We start from the raw sequence: 17,119 nt of genomic DNA, 5'->3' as shown, positions 1-17,119 counted from the left end.
ATGCCCTACAGAATGAAATTGCGATAGCGGGCGAACCATTCCCACCCGCTGCGCATGTTGGCCTTGCGCAGCGCCTCGGCGGCATCCGCATCTCCGCGGTGCAGCGCCTGCAGGACTGCCTTGTGTTCCTTCAACGCCTGCTCGCCACGGCCGGGCAGGATGATGATCCGGCGCGACAGCGCCATGATCTTTTCGCTGATGCTGTCGAGCATGGCGCTGAGCGTGCGGTGATCGGCCGCGACGATGATGCTGCGGCGGAAGGATTCGTAGCCCGACAGGAAGGCCTCGAAGTCCTCGTCCTTCAGATAGCGCACCATCGGACCATTGAAGAGTTCCAGGAAGGGCTCCCAGTCCTGTGGACGTGAGCGCTCTGCTGCCAGGCGCGCGCTCATGCCTTCCAGGACTTCGCGCACGGAGAAAATCTCCGCCACCTGTTCATAGTCGAGCCGGAAGACGACCGCGCCGCGATTCGGGACGCGTTCGATGAGGCCCCTCAGGGCCAGCCCGGCGAACGCCTCCCGCACTTGTGCGCGCGATACCTTGTATTCCTGCGCCAGGTCGGTTTCGCGCAGCTTGCTGCCGGGCGCGATGCTCTGGCGGGCGATGCGGTCGCGCAGCGTCAACTCGAGTGTCTGCGCGCCGGGCGCCGCGCGGGACGAGGAGGCGCTGGCGCGCCGCCTGCGCTGGGTGGTCTCAGGCATACCGCTGCACCACCGTCTTGGCGAGACTCATTTCCTCGAGCGCAAGCAAGCCCTTTTCACGTCCGTGGCCGCTGCGGCCCACCCCGCCGAACGGCAGCTCCACGCCGCCGCCGGCGCCATAGCAGTTCAGGAAGACCTGGCCGCAGCGCAATGCCCGGGACAGCCGGGCCTGGCGCGATGCATCCTGCGTCCATACGCCGGCCACCAGCCCATAGTCCGTGCCGTTGGCCAGGGCGACCGCATCGGCCTCGTCCTCGAAAGGCAGCACCGACAGGACGGGCCCGAACACTTCCTCTCGTGCCAGCGCGTGATCGCGAGGCACTGGGCCGAACAGCGCGGGCCTGACGAAGTACCCCTGTGCCGCCAGTGAGGCATCGAGCTGGCCCTCGGCCAGCAGGGGGATGCCATCTTCGACGGCGCGTTGCAGGAACTTGCGCACACGGGCGTGCTGCGTGGCATTGATGAGCGGCCCGCAGTCTGCATTTTCCGAAGGCAGGCCGGCGCGGGTGGCGCGGAACGCGTCGGCCAGCCTGGGCGCCCAGTCGTCATAGCGGCTGCTGGCGATCAATACGCGGCTGCCGGCCGAGCAGGTCTGGCCGGCATTCTGCAGGATCGCACGGACTATCACGGGCAGGGCCTGCTCGATGTCGGCGTCCTCGAAGAGGATCTGCGGGGACTTGCCACCCAGCTCGAGCACGCAGCGCACAGGTGTCGCGGCCGCGGCCTGCTGCACGAGGGTGCCGACGCGTGGCGAACCGGTGAATGTAATGAAGTCGATCCCGGGGTGTGCGCTCAGCGCAGCGCCGGCCTCTTCGCCGAGGCCGGTGACGATGTTCAGCGCGCCATCCGGCAGGCCCGCGTCGGCCAGGATATCGGCCAGGCGCAGGATAGTGAGACAGGCGTCTTCGGAGGGTTTGAGCACCGCGGCGTTGCCAACCGCCAGCGCGGGCGCGATCGTGCGTCCGAACATGACGGCGGGGTAGTTCCAGGGAATGATGTGCGCAGTGACGCCCAAGGGTTCCCGGGTAACGATGGCCTGGTGCCCGGACAGGAAGGGAATGACCTGGCCCGCGTGCTTGTCGGCTGCGCCGCCATAGAACTCGAAGTAACGCGCGGCGACGTCGATTTCGGCGCGTGCCTGCGCGCGAGGTTTGCCTGTATCGCGGGATTCGATGTCGGCAATTTCTTCCGCATGCGCAAGGATGCCCAGGGCCGCGCGCGTCAGGATGCGGCCGCGGTCCGTCGCGCTGAGGGCGGCCCAGGGGCCTTGCAGGGCCCGGCGCGCCGCGCAGACGGCAAGGTCCACGTCGCCAGCGCCACCGCGGGCGATGGTGGCGTAGGTCGTTCCCGTGCAAGGGTCGATGACGGGCAGGAATTCGCCTGCGAGCGGGGCTACCCAGCGGCCGGCGATGAAAAGCGAAGACATGTGGATTCCAGGTGTTCTGCGCCGCGTGCGAGACGCGGCAAGTCCTGAACACTTTATCGATGGCCGCCCGCTTTGTGAAAAACCGATGCGCTATATCCAAAGCCGCAATTCGAGGGGTGTGTCGACGAGTCTGTCTTGCATGATGCAGACAATAATGTCGACAGAAAAAAACGCGCGGAACGGCTTGGAAGGAATATGTTCATTCCTTGGAAAGGACGGCCTGTCGCGGCTTTGCGGTTATAGGGTTATGGCAATTGCGTCGTTCCATCGGCGTGGGTATCCGGCCTATGCTGACAGCCATCGAATCGCTTGCATGCCCGTTCGCACCCGGGCCGGAACACCGCCATGCCTCTCTCTCTTTCCCTGCCTTCGTTGTCCTTGCCGCAACCCTTTGCATCCGCCTGGTTGCGACGCCGGACGGTTCCCCGTCGTGTCATTGCCAGTGTCAGCATGGCGGCTTCGGCCGAGCGGATGCTGGACGTCTCGGCCCGCTATTTCGCCGAGCCGGCCGAGTCCCTGGTACAGGGCGGTGCCTTCGCCCGCCAGCGTGCCCGGGCGGGCAAGGCTGACTGAGCGGCGGCACGTGCTTGCTTTCGCGCGTTTACCCCTGCGTTTACCCCTTTCGCGCGTTTACTGTGGCGGCGCCTCGCCCAGCGACAAGGCCAGCTCCTCCAGCATCCACCGCTTGAACACCTCGATGGCATGACGCCGCCGCGTGGCGGTGGCATAGGTCAGAAAGTGGCCCACATAGCGGATCTCCTTTTCCTTGCCTGCCAGCGGCCTCACCAGCCGGCCGCTGCGGATCTCCCGCTCGGCCAGCAGCGTCGACTCCAGCGCGACGCCCAGTCCATCGGCTGCCGCCGCAATCACCATGAAGCTTCGATCCAGCCGCGCGCCGTGCAAGGGCGGCGTCGGCAGGCCGTTCAGGTCGAACCAAGCCGGCCAGCGAATCTTCTTCACGTCGCTCTGGATGAGCGGCATGTGCAGCAGGTCGGCAGGCGTGCGGATGCGTGCGGCCATGGCCGGCGAACACAGCGGCGTCAGCAGTTCCTGTCCCAGCGGCACCACCACCTGGCCTTCGCTGCGCGGCTGGCCGTAGATCACGTCCAGGTCGAACTCGTTGTATTCGAAACGCGCGTAATCGGTGTTGGCCGCCAGCCGCAGGTCGATCTGCGGGTGCGCGGACAAAAAGCTGGAGAGGCGCGGCAGCAGCCATTGCGCGGCGAAGCTGGGCGCCGAATGCAGGCGCAGCATGGCGGGGCCGTGGCTGCTGACCAGTTCCATGCCGATGCGCAGTTCATCCATGCCGCGCGCCACGTGGCCGAAGAGCGTTTCGCCATTGGGCGTGAGCGTGATGGCGCGGCCGGTGCGCAGGAACAGCTGGGTGCCGAGCGCCTCCTCCAGGCCGCGGATGGCGTGGCTGATGGCGCTGGGCGACAGGCAGAGCTCGTTGGCCGCTGCGCGAAAGGAGCCGGTGCGCGCCGCGGCCTCGAAGGTCCGCAGCATGGCCAGCGGCAGTGTCCGCAAGGCGTCGGGCGCCTTGTCCTTCGAGGCTGTCATGCGGGTAATCCCCCTGTTTTTCGGTGAGTTGAATTCACCTGAAGGTGCAATATTACCGTTTGTTTGCCTGTTTTCACGTGGTTAGGATTCACCTTCATGCCCACGATGCATGACGCATTTCCCCAAACACGAGAGGACAGGAGACAGCATGCTGTTGGACAGCAAAGTTGCCGTGATTTCCGGCGCCGCCGGTGTGCGCGGTATCGGTTACGCCACCGCCAAACTATTCGCCGAGCAAGGCGCCAAGGTCGTCATTCTTGACCTGGACGAGGCCGCCAGCCAGGCTGCCGCCGCCACCTTGCCGGGCGCGGGCCATCTGGGCCTGGCCTGCGACGTGACCGACGCCGCCGCCTGCCGGCGCGCCGCCGATGCCGTGCTGGCCCGGCATGGCCGCATCGATGTCCTGATCAACAACGCAGGCATCACCCAGCCGGTCAAGACCATGGAGATCGACGCGGCCAGCTGGGACCGCATCCTGGACGTGAACCTGCGCGGCGTGCTGCAGCTCAGCCAGGCCTTCATTCCCCAGTTCCGCAAGCAGGGTGGCGGCGCCATCGCCTGCATGTCCTCGGTGTCCGCGCAACGCGGGGGCGGCATCTTCGGCGGCCCGCACTACTCGGCCGCGAAGGCCGGCGTGCTGGGCCTGGCCAAGGCCATGGCACGCGAGCTGGGGCCGGACAACGTGCGCGTGAACTGCGTCACGCCCGGCCTCATCGAGACCGACATCACCGGCGGCAAGCTCACCGACGCCATGCGCGCCGACATACTGAAGGGCATTCCGCTGAACCGCCTGGGGCAGGCCCGCGACGTCGCCAGCGCCTATCTCTTCCTTGCGTCCGACCTGTCGTCCTACATCACGGGCGGCGTCATCGACGTCAACGGCGGCATGCTGATCCACGGCTAAGGAACGACGATGACTGACACGCTTGCATCCTCCGCGCCGGTTCGCACGCTGCCCGCCGACGCGCCGCGCGCCGACAGGCTGGCCCATCTGCGCGACGTGGCCTATCGCATCCGCCGCTACGCCTTGCGCATGGGCGAGGTCCAGGGCCAGGGCTACATCGGCCAGGCGCTGGGCATGGCCGAAATCCTTGCGGTGGCCTATGGCCATGCGCTCACGCTGCGTCCGGAAGAGCCCGAATGGGAAGGCCGCGACCGCTACCTGCTGTCCCATGGCCACTACGCCATCGCCTTGTATGCCGCCCTGATCGAAGCCGGTGTCATCCCCGAGGGCGAGCTCGAAAGCTATGGCAGCGACGACAGCCGCCTGCCGATGTCCGGCATGGCCGCCTATACGCCCGGCATGGAAATCTCCGGCGGCTCGCTGGGCCAGGGCCTGACGATCGCCGTCGGCATGGCACTGGGCCTGCGGCTGAAGCGTAGCGATGCCTTCGTCTACAACTCGATGTCCGATGGCGAGCTGGATGAAGGCGCCGTCTGGGAGGCCGTGCTGTCGGCAGCCCATTACAAGCTGGACAAGTTGATCTGCCTGGTCGACATCAACAACCAGCAGGCCGACGGCCGCTCCAGCGACGTGCTGGGCTTCGAACCGCTGGCCGACAAGTGGGCCGCCTTCGGCTGGCACGTCCAGCGCGTGAAGGGCAATGACCTGGAAGCCGTGCTGGATGCCTTCGACCGTGCCCGCACGCACGAGGGCGCGCAGCCTCGCGTGATCCTGTTCGACACCCTGATGGGACGCGGCGTGCCTTTCCTGGAGGCACGCGAGAAGAACCATTTCATCCGCGTCGAGGAAGCGGAGTGGCAGCAGGCCATCGACATCCTGGACCGCCAGCACGCAGGAGAACGCGCATGAGCCAGCCCGCCCCCAACAAGCCCAAGCTCACCACCTCGGCCATGATCGCCTCGATCGCGGCCGAAGGACAACCCACCCGCAGTGCGCCTTTCGGCGAGGCGCTGGTGAAAGTGGCGGCCGAGCGGCCCGACATCATCGGCATGACGGCCGACCTGGCCAAGTACACCGACCTGCACATCTTCGCGCGCGAATACCCCGAGCGCTTCTTCCAGATGGGCATGGCCGAGCAGCTCCTGATGGGCGCGGCCGGCGGCCTGGCCAAGGAAGGCTACGTGCCTTTCGTCACGACCTATGCGGTGTTCGCCGCGCGTCGGGCCTATGACTTCATCCACCAGATCATCGCCGAGGAAGACCTGAACGTGAAGATCGCCTGCGCGCTGCCGGGGCTGACCACGGGCTATGGCCCCAGCCACCAGGCCACCGAGGACATCTCGATCCTGCGCGGCATCCCGGGCCTGACCATCGTCGATCCTTGCGATGCGCTGGACATCGAACAGGCCGTGCCCGCCATCGCGGCGCATCGCGGTCCGGTCTACATGCGTCTGCTGCGCGGCAAAGTGCCGCTGGTGCTGGACGAATACGACTACCAGTTCGAGCTGGGCCGCGCCAAGCTGCTGCGCGACGGCAAGGACGCGCTCATCATCTCCAGCGGCCTGCTGACGATGCGCGCGCTGGAGGCCGCGCAGGAACTGGCCGGCGGCGCGGCGGACGTGGCGGTGCTGCATTCGCCGACCATCAAGCCGCTGGACGAAGAGACCATCCTGCGCGAAGTGCGGCGGCGCGGCGACCGCCTGGTCATCGTGGCCGAGAACCACTCCGTGGTGGGTGGCCTGGGCGAAGCCATCGCGGGACTGTTGCTGCGCAAGGGCGTCGCGCCCACGCGCTTCAAGCAGATCGCCTTGCCCGATGCCTTCCTGGATGCGGGCGCCTTGCCCACGCTGCATGACCGCTACGGCATCTCGACCTCGGCCATCGTGGCCTCGATCAAGTCGTGGTTGTAAGACGGAGCGTTTTTCAAGACTGAATAGCCAAGACTGAATCGTCCACATGACCCTCCGCGTGCAGGGCACGCGGGTACATTCCCATAACTGAAACAAGAGACAGGAGACAACATGTCCAGGATTAGCAGAAGAGCCTTCGTGGCCAGCGCGGGCGTCCTTGCCACCGCGCCGTTCTTTCCGGCCATCATCCGGCCCGCGCAGGCGGCCGTGACCCTCACGCTGGGCCATGGCGCCGCGCCGGGCAATCCGCGCGCCGTCGCCGCGGAGAAGTTCGCCGAGCTGGTCGCGGCCAAGAGCCAGGGCAAGGTCCGTGTGAACATCGCCGGCGCCGAGCAGCTGGGCAGCGATGCCGCCATGCTGACCAGCCTGCGCACCGGCGCGCTGGACTTCTCGATCAACAGCCAGGGCCCCGTGGGCAACGTCGTGCCCGAGATCAACGTCCTGGGCCTGCCTTTCCTGTTCCAGTCCGCCGACCAGGCCGTGAAGGTGTTGTCCGGCGATGTGGGCAAGGACCTGGCGCAGCGCCTGGAGCCTGCCGGCCTGTCCCTGCTCAGCTGGTGGGACAACGGCATCCGCCACGTCACCAACAGCAAGCGCGCGGTGCAGACGCCCGCTGACCTGAAGGGCCTGAAGCTGCGCGTGCCGTCCGACGTCATGTTGATGGATGTGTTCAAGTCGCTGGGTGCCAGCACCGAGCAGATCGCCTTCGGCGAGCTGTACATCGCCCTGCAGCAGGGCGTGGTCGATGGCCAGGAGAATCCATTGGCCAACATCGAAAGCTCCAAGCTCTACGAGGTCAATCGATTCATCAGCCTCACCGGCCACGTGTGGCAGAGCAATCCCTTCCTGATGTCGCGCATCGCGCGCGCCAAGGTGGGCGAGCCCGAGCTCAAGGCCATCCAGGAAGCGGCCGAAGAAGCCGGCGCGCTGCAGCGCCAGTTGATGCGCGACGCCGACACGCAGCTGCTGGCGAAGTACCGTGCCGACGGCAAGCTGCAGGTCAATGAAGTGGATCCCGCACCGTTCCGCGAGGCAACGGCGCCGGTCATCGACGCCTGGCGCAAGAAAAGCAAGGTCGGCCCTTTCGTCGAGCGTCTGGTGGACGCGGCGAAGTCCTGATTTTCTGAACAGGTTTCCATGATGACAACACCCTTCAAGCAATCGCTTGTGGGGGCCACGCAGCGGATAGACCGGCTCATTGCCGGTTTTTCCGCATTCGTGGTCCTTGCTTCCACCCTGGTGCTGCTGGTCTGCCTGGCCATCAATGTGTTCGTCCGCTATTTCAATGACGCGGGCGGCCTGTCGTGGGTCGGCGAACTCTCCGCCTTTCTCTTCCCCTGGATGATCGCCGGCGGCATCGTGCTGGGCGTGCAGCGCGGCGCGCACATCGCGGTCGATGTGTTGACGGCGCTGCTGCCTGAACGCATCCGGCTGGTCTGGGCCATCGCGATCAACCTGCTGGTGGTGGCCACCTATAGCTGGCTCTTCCATGCGGTGGTGGGCATGATGGACATCGTCGCCATCGAGATCAGCCCCATGCTGAACCTGTCGGCCAGCTGGGCCTATGCCGCGCTGGCCTATGCGGCCCTGGGCACGGCGGCGTGCAGCCTCTTCATCGCCCTGCGTGTGATGGTGCAGGGCGCGGCCGCCTTGCCGCAGCCCGAGCCCGAGGAGAGCGGCCTATGATGCCCGTCCTGATCGTCACCTTCCTCGCGTTGCTCCTGCTGGCGGTGCCGGTGGGACACGTGCTGGTCATCGCTTCCGGCGCCGCCATCAGCACCAGCGAGTTCCTGCCCTACAACATCATCATCCAGCAGCTCTTCGGGCCGTCGCAGTCCTTCCCGATGCTGGCCCTGCCGTTCTTCATCCTGGCTGGCGGCCTGATGATGAGCGGCACGCTGGGCCAGCACCTGGTGGATTTCGCCACGGTGCTGGTGCAGCGCTACCGGGGAGGCCTGGCCTCGGTGTCCGTGCTGGGCTCGGCCACCATCGGCGGCGTGTCGGGGTCGGCGGTGGCGGACGCCACGTCCATGGGGTCCATCCTGATTCCCTGGCAGAAGCGCGAGGGTTATCCGGCGGGCTTCGTGGCGGCCAACAACGCGGCCACCTCGATGATCGCGGTGCTGATCCCGCCGTCCATCCCGATGATCCTGTACTCGCTGGTCTCGGGCGTGTCCATCGGCGGGCTGTTCCTGGCGGGCGTGTTGCCCGGGCTCATGATCACCGCCGTGTTCATCCTGGTCTGCAACCTGTCGGCGCGCTTGCGCAACTTCCCGTACAACCGCGTACCGTTCGACTGGGCCCGGTTCTGGCCGTTGCTGGCCAAGGCGATGCCTGCCCTGCTGTTGCCTGCGTTCATCCTCGTGCTGTTGCGATTCGGGATTGCGACGCCCACCGAGGTGTCCGTGCTGGCGACGCTTTACGCGCTGGCCATGGGGCTCCTTGTGTACCGGGACCTGACCCTGTCGGCCTTCGTGAAGGCTGTCCTGGCTGCTGGCGTTTCCACCGGCGTCGTGATGCTGGTCATCATGGGGTCGACCGTCGTGTCCTGGCTCGTCACGTTTGCCCAGGTGCCGCAAGCCTTCGCCGCGTGGGCGCTGGAAACGCTGCAGGATCCGTGGGCCATCATCCTGGTGCTCAACGGCATCATGCTCCTGGTGGGCATGTTCATCGATCTGCCGGCCGCGATCCTGCTGCTTGGGCCGATTTTCGTGCCATTGGCGAAAGAGATCGGCCTGGACCCCATGCAACTGGGCATCATGATGGTGCTGAATCTAAGCATCGGCCTTTTCACGCCACCCGTCGGGACGACGCTCTTCATCTCGAGCACCATCGCCAAGGTGCCCGTGTTGAAGGTCGTCAAGGAGCTGTGGCCGTTCTACCTGGGCGCACTGATCGTGCTGGCGTTGTTCAGCTATGTGCCGGCGTTGACCTTGAAGTTCTAATCCCGTGTCCGTGCCTTTCTGTTCGCCACGCTATTGAGCAGAAGGGCGCGGCTGGCGTGATCAGTTCTCACCCAGCGCATCGAAGCGCCGGGCCAGATCGTCCAGCAACGCGCGTACCGCCGGCAGCAGCCCGCGGCGCGAGGCAAAGACGGCATGCACGATCTCGCGCCGCGGCGCCCAGCCCGGTATCACCTGTACCAACTCGCCGCGCGCGAGCTGTTCGCGCACCAGCATCGACGGCAACTGCACGACGCCCACGCCGGCCAGCGCCGCCACGCGCAAGGCCAGCATGCCGCGCGTGACCAGCCGTGGACGGTGATGGAGGGAGGCGCGGGCGCCGTCCGGGCCGATCAGGTCCCACAGGTGCTCATGCTGCGGCAGACCCACGGCCATGCTGGGCAGGTCGGACAGGTCCGCGGGCACGGCCGGCACGCTGCCTGCCAGCAAAGCGGGGCTGGCCACTAGGCATTGCCCGCGTTCGGCCAGCACGCGCAGCACCAGGTCGCTGTCCTCCAGCGGAGGCGGCCGCACGCGGATGGCGATGTCGATGCCTTCGCCGACGACGTCCACCACGCGGTTGGTCTCTTCCAGGTGGATCGTGACCAGCGGGTGTTCGACCATGAAGGCGCCCAGCATGTCGGCCACCTGGGCATCGAGCAGGGCGATGGGGCAGGTCATGCGGATGGTGCCGCGCGGCTCGGCATGCGTCATGGCGATGGCGTCGTCGGCGGCATCGGCTTCCACCAGCATGGCCTTGCAGTGGGCGTAGTACGACTGCCCGATTTCCGTGACGGCGAAACGCCGCGTGGAGCGCTGGATCAGCCGCGTGCCCAGGCGGTCTTCCAGCAAGGCGATGCGGCGGCTCAGCTTGGATTTCGGGATGCCCAGCGCGCGTCCGGCGGGCGCGAAACCGGCGTGGTCCACCACCTGGACGTAGTAATAGAGATCGTTGAGGTCGCGCATCGCATCCAGAGGAAAAATCCGTTGATCGTTCCTATTCTAGGACGCTGAAGGCGGATTTTCCCATCTACCGAGGAATTCGTTCTCTTTCTATAGTGGTTCCCTATCCACGCAGCCAGTGGCTGCACAGAACGGAGAACGCATCATGAAGAAGATCCTCGGCGTCTACAGCGCACCCCGGCCCCACTGGGTCGGGGACGGCTTTCCCGTGCGCTCGCTCTTCGGCTATGACGGCCTGGGCAAGCACCTGAGCCCCTTCCTGCTGCTGGACCATGCTGCGCCCACCCATTTCGAGCCTGCCACGCAACCCCGTGGCGTGGGCCAGCATCCGCACCGCGGCTTCGAAACCGTGACCATCGTCTACCAGGGCGAACTGGCGCATCGCGACTCGACCGGCGCGGGCGGCCTGATCGGCCCGGGTGACGTGCAGTGGATGACGGCTGCCCGTGGCATCCTGCATGAGGAGTTTCATTCGAAGGCCTTCACGCAGCGGGGCGGCACCATCGAAATGGTCCAGTTGTGGGTGAACCTGCCCGCGAAGGACAAGCTGGCTGCGGCGGGATACCAGACCCTGCTGGCGGGTGACATTCCGACGGTGGCCTTGCCCGATGGCGCGGGTAGCGTGCGCGTCATTGCCGGCGAGTACGCGGGCAGCCAGGGGCCGGCACGCACGTTCACGGCCATGGATGTCCGCGACATCAAGCTGGGGCAGGGCGGTGTGGCGCGTTTCGATACCCGCGACGGACACACGCTGGCGCTGGTGGTGCTGCATGGCACGGTGCTGGTCAACGGCAATGCGGTGGCGCGCGAAGGCCAGCTGGTGCATCTGGATCGCGACGGCAGCGGCGTGGAAATCGAGGCCAACAACGATGCCGTGGTGTTGTGGTTGTCGGGCGAACCCATCGACGAGCCCGTGGTGGGCTACGGCCCGTTCGTGATGAACAGCGAGGCCGAAATCCGCCAGGCTGTCGATGACTTCAACCGCGGCCGCTTTGGCGCCATGGTTGCCTGAGCGCAGTGGTGGGCGGCCTCCCTCGGGAGGCCGCCTTGCTTTCAGCGTGCCACCAGCCGCTGGCTGCCGTCGGGCAGCACCTGCGCCGTGATGGGGGCCAGCGCGGCCAGCGCCGCAGGCAGGCCGCGCGGATCGTTCAGGTCCACGGTGCCGCTGACCGGGAATTGCCGCAGGCGCGGCGCATCCAGTCGCGTGGGCTCGGACAGATAGCGGTTGATTTCATCGACCGCCAGCCACAAGGGCGTGGCGCGGAAATCCAGCCGTCCCCGCTGCCAGGCAACGAAGGGGCCGACGTCCACCCGATCCAGGTGGCCCAGGCCCGACGCGGACACGGCGATCATGTCGCCGGTTTCCATCGGCGTGGTCTTGCGCTGCCACCACGCGCCGCTGCGCAGGCTGACGGGGCCGGTTTCCACGCTGATGCGTGTTTCGTCAGGCAGTTGCCGCACATTCACCCGGCCACGCGTCATGAGGACCTGCGCGGGGCCGGCTGCCACGGTCCACGCGGGCGCATTGTCGGCGCGCAGGCCCAGATACAGCTCGCCGGCGTGCAGCGTGATGCGACGCGCATCGGCGTGGATTTCCACGCTGGCGCGGCTGTCGGTGTTCAGGAACAGTTCTCCACCATCGGGCAGCGATTCGCGATGCCGTTCGCCGCGCGCCGTGGCCAGTTGCGCGGCATGCAGCGGCTGCTGCCAGAGATGGGGCCGGGCGGCGAGGCCCGCGCCCAACACGGCGAGGGACAGGCCGGCGCCGCCCAACAGCACGCGGCGCCGGTTCAGGCGTAGCGGGCTGGCGCCGCTTGCCGCGATCCGGGCGCCACTCGGCCGGGCAACGCCGCCTGGGTGTTCCGCGCCGTCCCACAGGCGGTCCAGGCGTCCATATTGCAAGGCGTGGCGGGGGTCGGCCATGCGCCAGAGCTCGAATGCGCGGATCTCCATCGGCGACGCATCGCCCGAACGCATGCGCGCATACCAGTACGCGGCCTGGTCGCGGGGATCGTCGGGAATGGCGGTGTCGCTGGGGCGCATGGAAGACGGCGGCGAAGAACCGGGAACGAGCCAAATTATTGCAAATGGTTATCGTTACTGCAATTGCGTCCCGGCATGAATGTGGCGTCGCGTGTACGCTGGCAAGCTTCCGTCCTTCATCCAGATTGCCGTCCATGACCCAGCCGCGACCCGACGACGCCATCCTGTGCCGGCCCATCGGCATCATCCGCAGTCCTTACGCACAGCCTGAAGGCACGCCGATCCAGAGCGCGGGAGCGCCTGCCGAGGCGGCCACGCTGGCAGTGCATGAGGCGTACGCCGCGGGCTTGAAGGACATCGAAGGCTTCGACTATCTCATCCTGTTGACGCACCTGCATCTGTGCCAGCAGGAGAAGCTCGAGGTCGTGCCTTTCCTGGACACGGTTCCGCATGGCGTCTTCGCCACCCGCGCGCCGGCGCGTCCGAATCGCATTGGCCTGAGCATCGTGAAACTCGACAAGGTAGAGGGAAGCGTGCTGCATTTCCTGGGCAATGACATGGTCGACGGCACGCCCGTGCTGGACATCAAGCCCTATGTGCCGCGTTTCGACGCGCGCGAGACCGAGCGCGTGGGCTGGTTTGGCCCGCAGCTCGCACGTCTTGCGCAGACGCGCGCCGATGACCGCATGCGTTAACCTCCGCTGGCGGAAGATTCGCCAGACAGTTTTCTTGTTGCTCCAAGGAGTCCATCCATGAAGATCAGCGCCCGTAATGTCCTGCCCGGCAAGGTCGTCGCCATCGTGCGCGGCCCCGTCACCACGGAAGTCACGCTGGAGATCGCGCCTGGCGTGCAGATCGTCTCGACGATCACCAGCACCTCGGCCGAGTCCCTGAAGCTGGGCGAGGGCGCCAAGGTCTACGGCGTCATCAAGGCATCCAGCGTGATGATCGCGACGGATTGATCACACGGCCGCGTCACCCGCGCACAACATCTTTTTTTGCGTGGGTATGACAAGTGTCGTGGAGTCATGCTATAGTCGCGGACTTGGCACTACGAGGCGTGGAGCTGGAGTTTTTGAAGTGCGTGGGCCGGGAAGTTCGGCCCGTGAGAGGCGCACTTCCAGCCGCTTGATGGATTGCCCGAAGAAATTCAGCGCCAGCAAGACAGTGAAAAAAATTCCTGATATACTCTCGCCTCTTTGCGAAACATCGATGATTCGCAAATAAGTTGAATCAGTACCAAGTTGGATCAGTACCAATCGCAGTACAGCAGTAGTAGTACAGCAGTACCAAGCGCCCGTAGCTCAGCTGGATAGAGTACCTGGCTACGAACCAGGGGGTCGTAGGTTCGAATCCTGCCGGGCGCGCCAATTCTGAAGGGTCTCCACGAAAGTGGAGGCCCTTTTCTTTTGCGCGATTCAAACCGCATTGCGCGATGACGGTTGGCGCCAGCCCTCGCCGTGTGCGCTGGCGCTTCTTGCGGCATATCCGTGCAAGGCAGGCCTAGGGGCCGTGCCTGGCGCTGGCCAGGCACGGCTCAGGCTGCCGCGCCAGAGAGATAGCCAAACCGGGCAGACAAGGGCGCCGAGATATTGCACACGATTCCCGCAGGAAGGTATTGCACCTGCGCGTGTCCATCGAAAGCGCTGCGAACGCTGCTGCTGACAGTGCGGCTGCCGAATCCTCTCCTGGAGGGGGGACTCACGGCAGGCCCGCCCGATTCGCTCCAGCTCAGATTGAACACTTCGCCACCGCCATCGTCCGGGCTGAGGGCGATGGACCATAGCACCTCGATGTTCCCGCCGGTAACAGATAGGGCGCCATATTTCCGGGCGTTGGTGGCCAACTCGTGAATCGTCAACGCCAGCGCGGCTGCCGCCTCCTTGGCCAGGGTGATATCCGGGCCGACACAACGAATCTGGAAGTCCGAGGAGTACGGCGCCAGGGCCTCGGAAAGCAGCACGTCGAGGCTGGTTTCGACGGGAGAGACGGCGAGGGCATGGGCGCGTGCCATGATCACGAGGCGGCTGCCCAGCACCCGTTGGAAGTCGAGAGGGTCCGGGTGACCGCGCAACGTCAGGTTGGCGACGGCACCGACTGAAGAAAACAGATTCCGGATGCGATGATCCAGTTCGCCCAGGAGCAGCTCGCGTGCCTCGCGGGAGCGGCTGTATCTTGCAAGTTGCGCGCAGAGGCTGGCTGCTTCGCCTATGGCGGATCTCTGCTCGTCGCCAAGATCGATGGCGCCACGGAAACTGGCGGAGATGGCGCCGTGCGGCAAACCGTCGGCGCCTATGGCGGGCGTGGACAGCACGGACTGGAGCCCGTGCGCCTGCATCAGCTTGCGCCACTCCGGCTTCATGCGCTGGTCGGTGGCGATGTCGGTGACCTCGTAGGCTGTCCCGTGAAGAACAGCCAGGCCGCAAGAGCCGCGTCTCGCCCCATCAAACGGTTTGTTTGCAATGAGATCAGAGAAGGATGCGGGCAGGCTGGGAAAGATGGCGTGCCGGAAGCTGAGGCCAGGCTTGTCCAGCACCGTGATTCCGACCACCGCATGGGGAAGGGCGGCCTGCAACCGCTCTGCGAACTCGTGCAGCAGTCCGGCGACAGGTTCGTCGGCGCAAATCACATCGAGTGCCTTGCGCCGAAAATATTCAATCAAATCGCGCATTTGCACCGCCGACTGTGAGGACTGAGGATTGGCCCCCACGGTACCATATGTGCGATATCATCGCGCCCAGCCCCTTTAAACATCAAAGGCTTACAATGGCTGCCAGGAATCACGCATGGCGCGCCTGGGCTGCAGGATTGCCTTTTGGATCAGTGTGTCAGGCGCCAGACGCGCCGTTGGCGACGGCCCTGGCTACATTTCGCGCGAGTTTCGTGCGTCTGGAAGCCTTTTCCAGATGACGCGCGTGGTTCAATCTTTTCGTTAGTCAACGCAGTCCCTCCGACGATTTGGGCATGAAGTCCGTCTCAGCGAGCGATGCAGTGATGGAATCGTCGTCAGGGGCGTAAGGCCCTGGCGGTTGAAATTTGGCCTGGGCGGATCATGGAAGAACAAACACAACAGCATCGCCAGGGAGTTCGCGGCCTGAACGGCGTGCCCCTGCCCGCCGAGGAGAACCTCTTCTTTGCCGCGGTCAGATCGGCACCCATGCCGATGCTGATCACGGATCCCCGGTTGCCAGACCATCCCATCATTGCAGCCAACAATGCGTTCTGCGAATTGACCGGCTATGCGATGGAAGACATCGTCGGCAGGAACTGCCGTTTCCTGCAAGGCGCCGACACGGATGCCAACGCGATCGCCCAGGTGCGCGACGCGATTGCCGAGCAGCGGGAAATCTCGATCGAACTGATCAATTACCGCAAGGACGGTTCTCCGTTCTGGAATGCCTTGTACATTTCCCCGGTATCCAACGACGCGGGCGAGGTCATCTATTTCTTTGCCTCCCAGTTGGATGTCAGCCGTCGTCGCACTGCGGAAGACGGCTTGCGCCAGGCACAGAAAATGGAGGCGCTGGGTCAATTGACGGGCGGCATCGCCCATGACTTCAACAACCTGCTGCAGGTCATGACGGGCTACCTGGACCTGATCCGCATGAGCGCGTCCAAGGGCGAGCTCGATCCTGAGCAGATACTCAGCTATACCTCCCGGGCGCGTTCGGCGACCGAGCGCGCTTCGACCCTGACCCAGCAACTGCTGGCCTTTTCACGCAAGCAGAAGCTTGAAGGGCGGGTACTCAATCTCAACAGCCTGATTGCGTCCAGCAATGCGGTGTCGCAGCGTACCTTGCCGGACGTGGCGTTGATCGTGCGCCAGGACGACGCGCTCTGGAATTGCCGCGTCGACGCGACTCAGGTTGAGGTGGCGCTGCTCAATGTCCTGCTGAACGCTCGCGACGCCTTGGCCGGGCGCGACCAGCCCGCCGTCACCGTGGAGACCAAGAATATCTCGGTCTCCGCGTTGCAGGGTGTCTCGTTCGACGGCCTGGCGCCGGGGCGCTACGTCAGCGTCGCCATATCGGATAACGGCGCCGGAATCCCCAGTGCGATCCGTGATCGCGTCATGGACCCCTTTTTCACGACCAAGGAAGAGGGGCGCGGCACCGGTCTTGGCCTGTCCATGGTGTATGGCTTCGTCAAGCAGTCCGGCGGCGCGCTGCGGGTCTATTCGGAGGAGGGCATCGGCACGACGATCCGCATGTACTTCCCTGCCATCGACGCGCCAGCCGAGGAAAGCGAAGCCGCTTCCGTCGATCCGGCCCAGCGGGGCTGCGAGACGGTCCTGATCGTGGAAGACAGGCCGGAAGTCGCGGACCTCGCGCGCGTGGTGCTGGAAGGATACGGCTACCGTTGCGCGGTGAGCCACAACGCGGCGGACGCGCTGGATGCGTTGTCCTCGGCCTCCTACGACCTGCTCTTCACCGATCTCATCATGCCTGGCGGCATGAACGGCGTGATGCTTGCCCGCGAGGCGAAGCAGCGTCATCCGGGCATCCGGGTGTTGTTGACCACGGGTTATGCGGAAAGCGCCATCGAGCGGACCGACGCGGGCGGGTCGGCGCTGGATGTGATCTCCAAGCCTTATCTTCCCGCTGAATTGGCGAGAAAAGTACGCGGCGTGCTGGGGAGCGCGCCACGCGCGGCGAGCGGCCTGTAACCCACAACTGGCCAGACGGTACGCTGGCGGTCAATGCGGGCGGACTGACGGGGTCGTTCCAGGC

Annotated in this window: 17 protein-coding genes and 1 tRNA gene; 12 read left to right on the top strand and 6 right to left on the bottom strand. The window is 65.5% G+C overall.

Annotation, left to right across the window (positions count from 1 at the left end):
• Positions 1–5: 5 nt before the first annotated feature.
• Positions 6–701: a GntR family transcriptional regulator gene (locus ODI_RS15100; RefSeq protein ID WP_067752442.1), complete on the bottom strand. Its 696-nt coding sequence runs from the start codon at positions 699–701 to the stop codon at positions 6–8.
• Positions 694–2,133, bottom strand: a complete 1,440-nt coding sequence (locus ODI_RS15095) for an aldehyde dehydrogenase family protein (RefSeq protein ID WP_408635947.1) — start codon at positions 2,131–2,133, stop codon at positions 694–696. Before ODI_RS15095 ends, ODI_RS15100 begins: the two co-directional genes overlap by 8 nt.
• Positions 2,134–2,472: 339 nt before the next feature.
• Between ODI_RS15095 and ODI_RS22320 the strand changes: the two genes are divergently transcribed.
• On the top strand, positions 2,473–2,700 hold the full coding sequence (locus tag ODI_RS22320) for a hypothetical protein (RefSeq protein ID WP_157929768.1): 228 nt from the start codon (positions 2,473–2,475) through the stop codon (positions 2,698–2,700).
• Positions 2,701–2,757: 57 nt separating this feature from the next.
• On the opposite strand, the gene ODI_RS15090 is transcribed toward ODI_RS22320, so the two are convergent.
• Positions 2,758–3,687, bottom strand: coding sequence for a LysR substrate-binding domain-containing protein (locus ODI_RS15090; protein WP_067752447.1), 930 nt, complete (start codon positions 3,685–3,687; stop codon positions 2,758–2,760).
• Positions 3,688–3,835: 148 nt separating this feature from the next.
• Between ODI_RS15090 and ODI_RS15085 the strand changes: the two genes are divergently transcribed.
• The 6 genes from ODI_RS15085 to ODI_RS15060 all read left to right on the top strand — a co-directional run bounded on the left by ODI_RS15085 (position 3,836) and on the right by ODI_RS15060 (position 9,446).
• A complete protein-coding gene (locus tag ODI_RS15085; RefSeq protein ID WP_067752450.1) occupies positions 3,836–4,591 on the top strand; it encodes an SDR family NAD(P)-dependent oxidoreductase in 756 nt (251 codons plus the stop codon).
• A gap of 9 nt (positions 4,592–4,600) precedes the next feature.
• Positions 4,601–5,500: a transketolase gene (locus ODI_RS15080; RefSeq protein WP_082985265.1), complete on the top strand. Its 900-nt coding sequence runs from the start codon at positions 4,601–4,603 to the stop codon at positions 5,498–5,500.
• Positions 5,497–6,501 (top strand): transketolase family protein, encoded by a 1,005-nt coding sequence (locus ODI_RS15075; protein WP_067752452.1) that lies wholly within the window; start codon positions 5,497–5,499, stop codon positions 6,499–6,501. The genes ODI_RS15080 and ODI_RS15075 overlap by 4 nt, the downstream gene beginning before the upstream one ends.
• A 111-nt stretch (positions 6,502–6,612) precedes the next feature.
• Positions 6,613–7,620, top strand: a complete 1,008-nt coding sequence (locus ODI_RS15070; RefSeq protein ID WP_067752454.1) for a TRAP transporter substrate-binding protein — start codon at positions 6,613–6,615, stop codon at positions 7,618–7,620.
• Between the two features lie 18 nt (positions 7,621–7,638).
• Positions 7,639–8,187 (top strand): TRAP transporter small permease, encoded by a 549-nt coding sequence (locus ODI_RS15065; RefSeq protein ID WP_082985266.1) that lies wholly within the window; start codon positions 7,639–7,641, stop codon positions 8,185–8,187.
• Positions 8,184–9,446, top strand: a complete 1,263-nt coding sequence (locus ODI_RS15060; protein WP_067752460.1) for a TRAP transporter large permease — start codon at positions 8,184–8,186, stop codon at positions 9,444–9,446. The genes ODI_RS15065 and ODI_RS15060 overlap by 4 nt, the downstream gene beginning before the upstream one ends.
• Positions 9,447–9,506: 60 nt before the next feature.
• Here the strand turns inward: ODI_RS15060 and ODI_RS15055 are convergent, their stop codons facing one another.
• On the bottom strand, positions 9,507–10,409 hold the full coding sequence (locus tag ODI_RS15055; protein WP_067752463.1) for a LysR family transcriptional regulator: 903 nt from the start codon (positions 10,407–10,409) through the stop codon (positions 9,507–9,509).
• 142 nt (positions 10,410–10,551) lie between these two features.
• Between ODI_RS15055 and ODI_RS15050 the strand changes: the two genes are divergently transcribed.
• Positions 10,552–11,418 (top strand): pirin family protein, encoded by an 867-nt coding sequence (locus tag ODI_RS15050; protein WP_067752466.1) that lies wholly within the window; start codon positions 10,552–10,554, stop codon positions 11,416–11,418.
• Between the two features lie 41 nt (positions 11,419–11,459).
• Here the strand turns inward: ODI_RS15050 and ODI_RS15045 are convergent, their stop codons facing one another.
• Entirely contained in the window at positions 11,460–12,449 is a 990-nt protein-coding gene (locus ODI_RS15045) for a FecR family protein (protein ID WP_067752469.1), read from the bottom strand.
• A 134-nt stretch (positions 12,450–12,583) separates the two neighbouring features.
• Here ODI_RS15045 and tsaA point away from each other — a divergent pair, with 134 nt between their 5' ends.
• From tsaA to ODI_RS15030, 3 genes are all read left to right on the top strand, one after another.
• On the top strand, positions 12,584–13,084 hold the full coding sequence (tsaA, locus tag ODI_RS15040) for a tRNA (N6-threonylcarbamoyladenosine(37)-N6)-methyltransferase TrmO (RefSeq protein WP_067752472.1): 501 nt from the start codon (positions 12,584–12,586) through the stop codon (positions 13,082–13,084).
• A gap of 57 nt (positions 13,085–13,141) precedes the next feature.
• A complete protein-coding gene (locus ODI_RS15035) occupies positions 13,142–13,351 on the top strand; it encodes a TOBE domain-containing protein (protein WP_067752475.1) in 210 nt (69 codons plus the stop codon).
• A gap of 331 nt (positions 13,352–13,682) precedes the next feature.
• Positions 13,683–13,759, top strand: a tRNA-Arg gene (locus tag ODI_RS15030).
• A gap of 167 nt (positions 13,760–13,926) precedes the next feature.
• Here ODI_RS15030 and ODI_RS15025 read toward each other — a convergent pair.
• Positions 13,927–15,060, bottom strand: coding sequence for an HWE histidine kinase domain-containing protein (locus tag ODI_RS15025; protein ID WP_067752478.1), 1,134 nt, complete (start codon positions 15,058–15,060; stop codon positions 13,927–13,929).
• A gap of 432 nt (positions 15,061–15,492) precedes the next feature.
• On the opposite strand from ODI_RS15025, the gene ODI_RS15020 reads away from it, so the two are divergent.
• Complete coding sequence (locus tag ODI_RS15020; RefSeq protein ID WP_231968066.1) at positions 15,493–17,055, top strand: histidine kinase famiy protein; 1,563 nt, start codon at positions 15,493–15,495, stop codon at positions 17,053–17,055.
• The last annotated feature ends 64 nt before the right edge of the window (positions 17,056–17,119 follow it).

This window comes from Orrella dioscoreae, assembly GCF_900089455.2.
Lineage (GTDB): Bacteria > Pseudomonadota > Gammaproteobacteria > Burkholderiales > Burkholderiaceae_B > Orrella > Orrella dioscoreae.
The sequence above is the reverse complement of the archived record's forward strand: the minus strand, read 5'-3'. Positions and strand labels throughout refer to the sequence as shown.

Coding starts and splice junctions, on each gene's coding strand:
- ODI_RS15100 (WP_067752442.1), bottom strand. CDS start 701: ATGCCTGAGACCACCCAGCGCAGGCGGCGCGCCAGCGCCTCCTCGTCC.
- ODI_RS22320 (WP_157929768.1), top strand. CDS start 2,473: ATGCCTCTCTCTCTTTCCCTGCCTTCGTTGTCCTTGCCGCAACCCTTT.
- ODI_RS15090 (WP_067752447.1), bottom strand. CDS start 3,687: ATGACAGCCTCGAAGGACAAGGCGCCCGACGCCTTGCGGACACTGCCG.
- ODI_RS15085 (WP_067752450.1), top strand. CDS start 3,836: ATGCTGTTGGACAGCAAAGTTGCCGTGATTTCCGGCGCCGCCGGTGTG.
- ODI_RS15080 (WP_082985265.1), top strand. CDS start 4,601: ATGACTGACACGCTTGCATCCTCCGCGCCGGTTCGCACGCTGCCCGCC.
- ODI_RS15075 (WP_067752452.1), top strand. CDS start 5,497: ATGAGCCAGCCCGCCCCCAACAAGCCCAAGCTCACCACCTCGGCCATG.
- ODI_RS15070 (WP_067752454.1), top strand. CDS start 6,613: ATGTCCAGGATTAGCAGAAGAGCCTTCGTGGCCAGCGCGGGCGTCCTT.
- ODI_RS15065 (WP_082985266.1), top strand. CDS start 7,639: ATGATGACAACACCCTTCAAGCAATCGCTTGTGGGGGCCACGCAGCGG.
- ODI_RS15060 (WP_067752460.1), top strand. CDS start 8,184: ATGATGCCCGTCCTGATCGTCACCTTCCTCGCGTTGCTCCTGCTGGCG.
- ODI_RS15055 (WP_067752463.1), bottom strand. CDS start 10,409: ATGCGCGACCTCAACGATCTCTATTACTACGTCCAGGTGGTGGACCAC.
- ODI_RS15050 (WP_067752466.1), top strand. CDS start 10,552: ATGAAGAAGATCCTCGGCGTCTACAGCGCACCCCGGCCCCACTGGGTC.
- ODI_RS15045 (WP_067752469.1), bottom strand. CDS start 12,449: ATGCGCCCCAGCGACACCGCCATTCCCGACGATCCCCGCGACCAGGCC.
- tsaA (WP_067752472.1), top strand. CDS start 12,584: ATGACCCAGCCGCGACCCGACGACGCCATCCTGTGCCGGCCCATCGGC.
- ODI_RS15035 (WP_067752475.1), top strand. CDS start 13,142: ATGAAGATCAGCGCCCGTAATGTCCTGCCCGGCAAGGTCGTCGCCATC.
- ODI_RS15025 (WP_067752478.1), bottom strand. CDS start 15,060: ATGCGCGATTTGATTGAATATTTTCGGCGCAAGGCACTCGATGTGATT.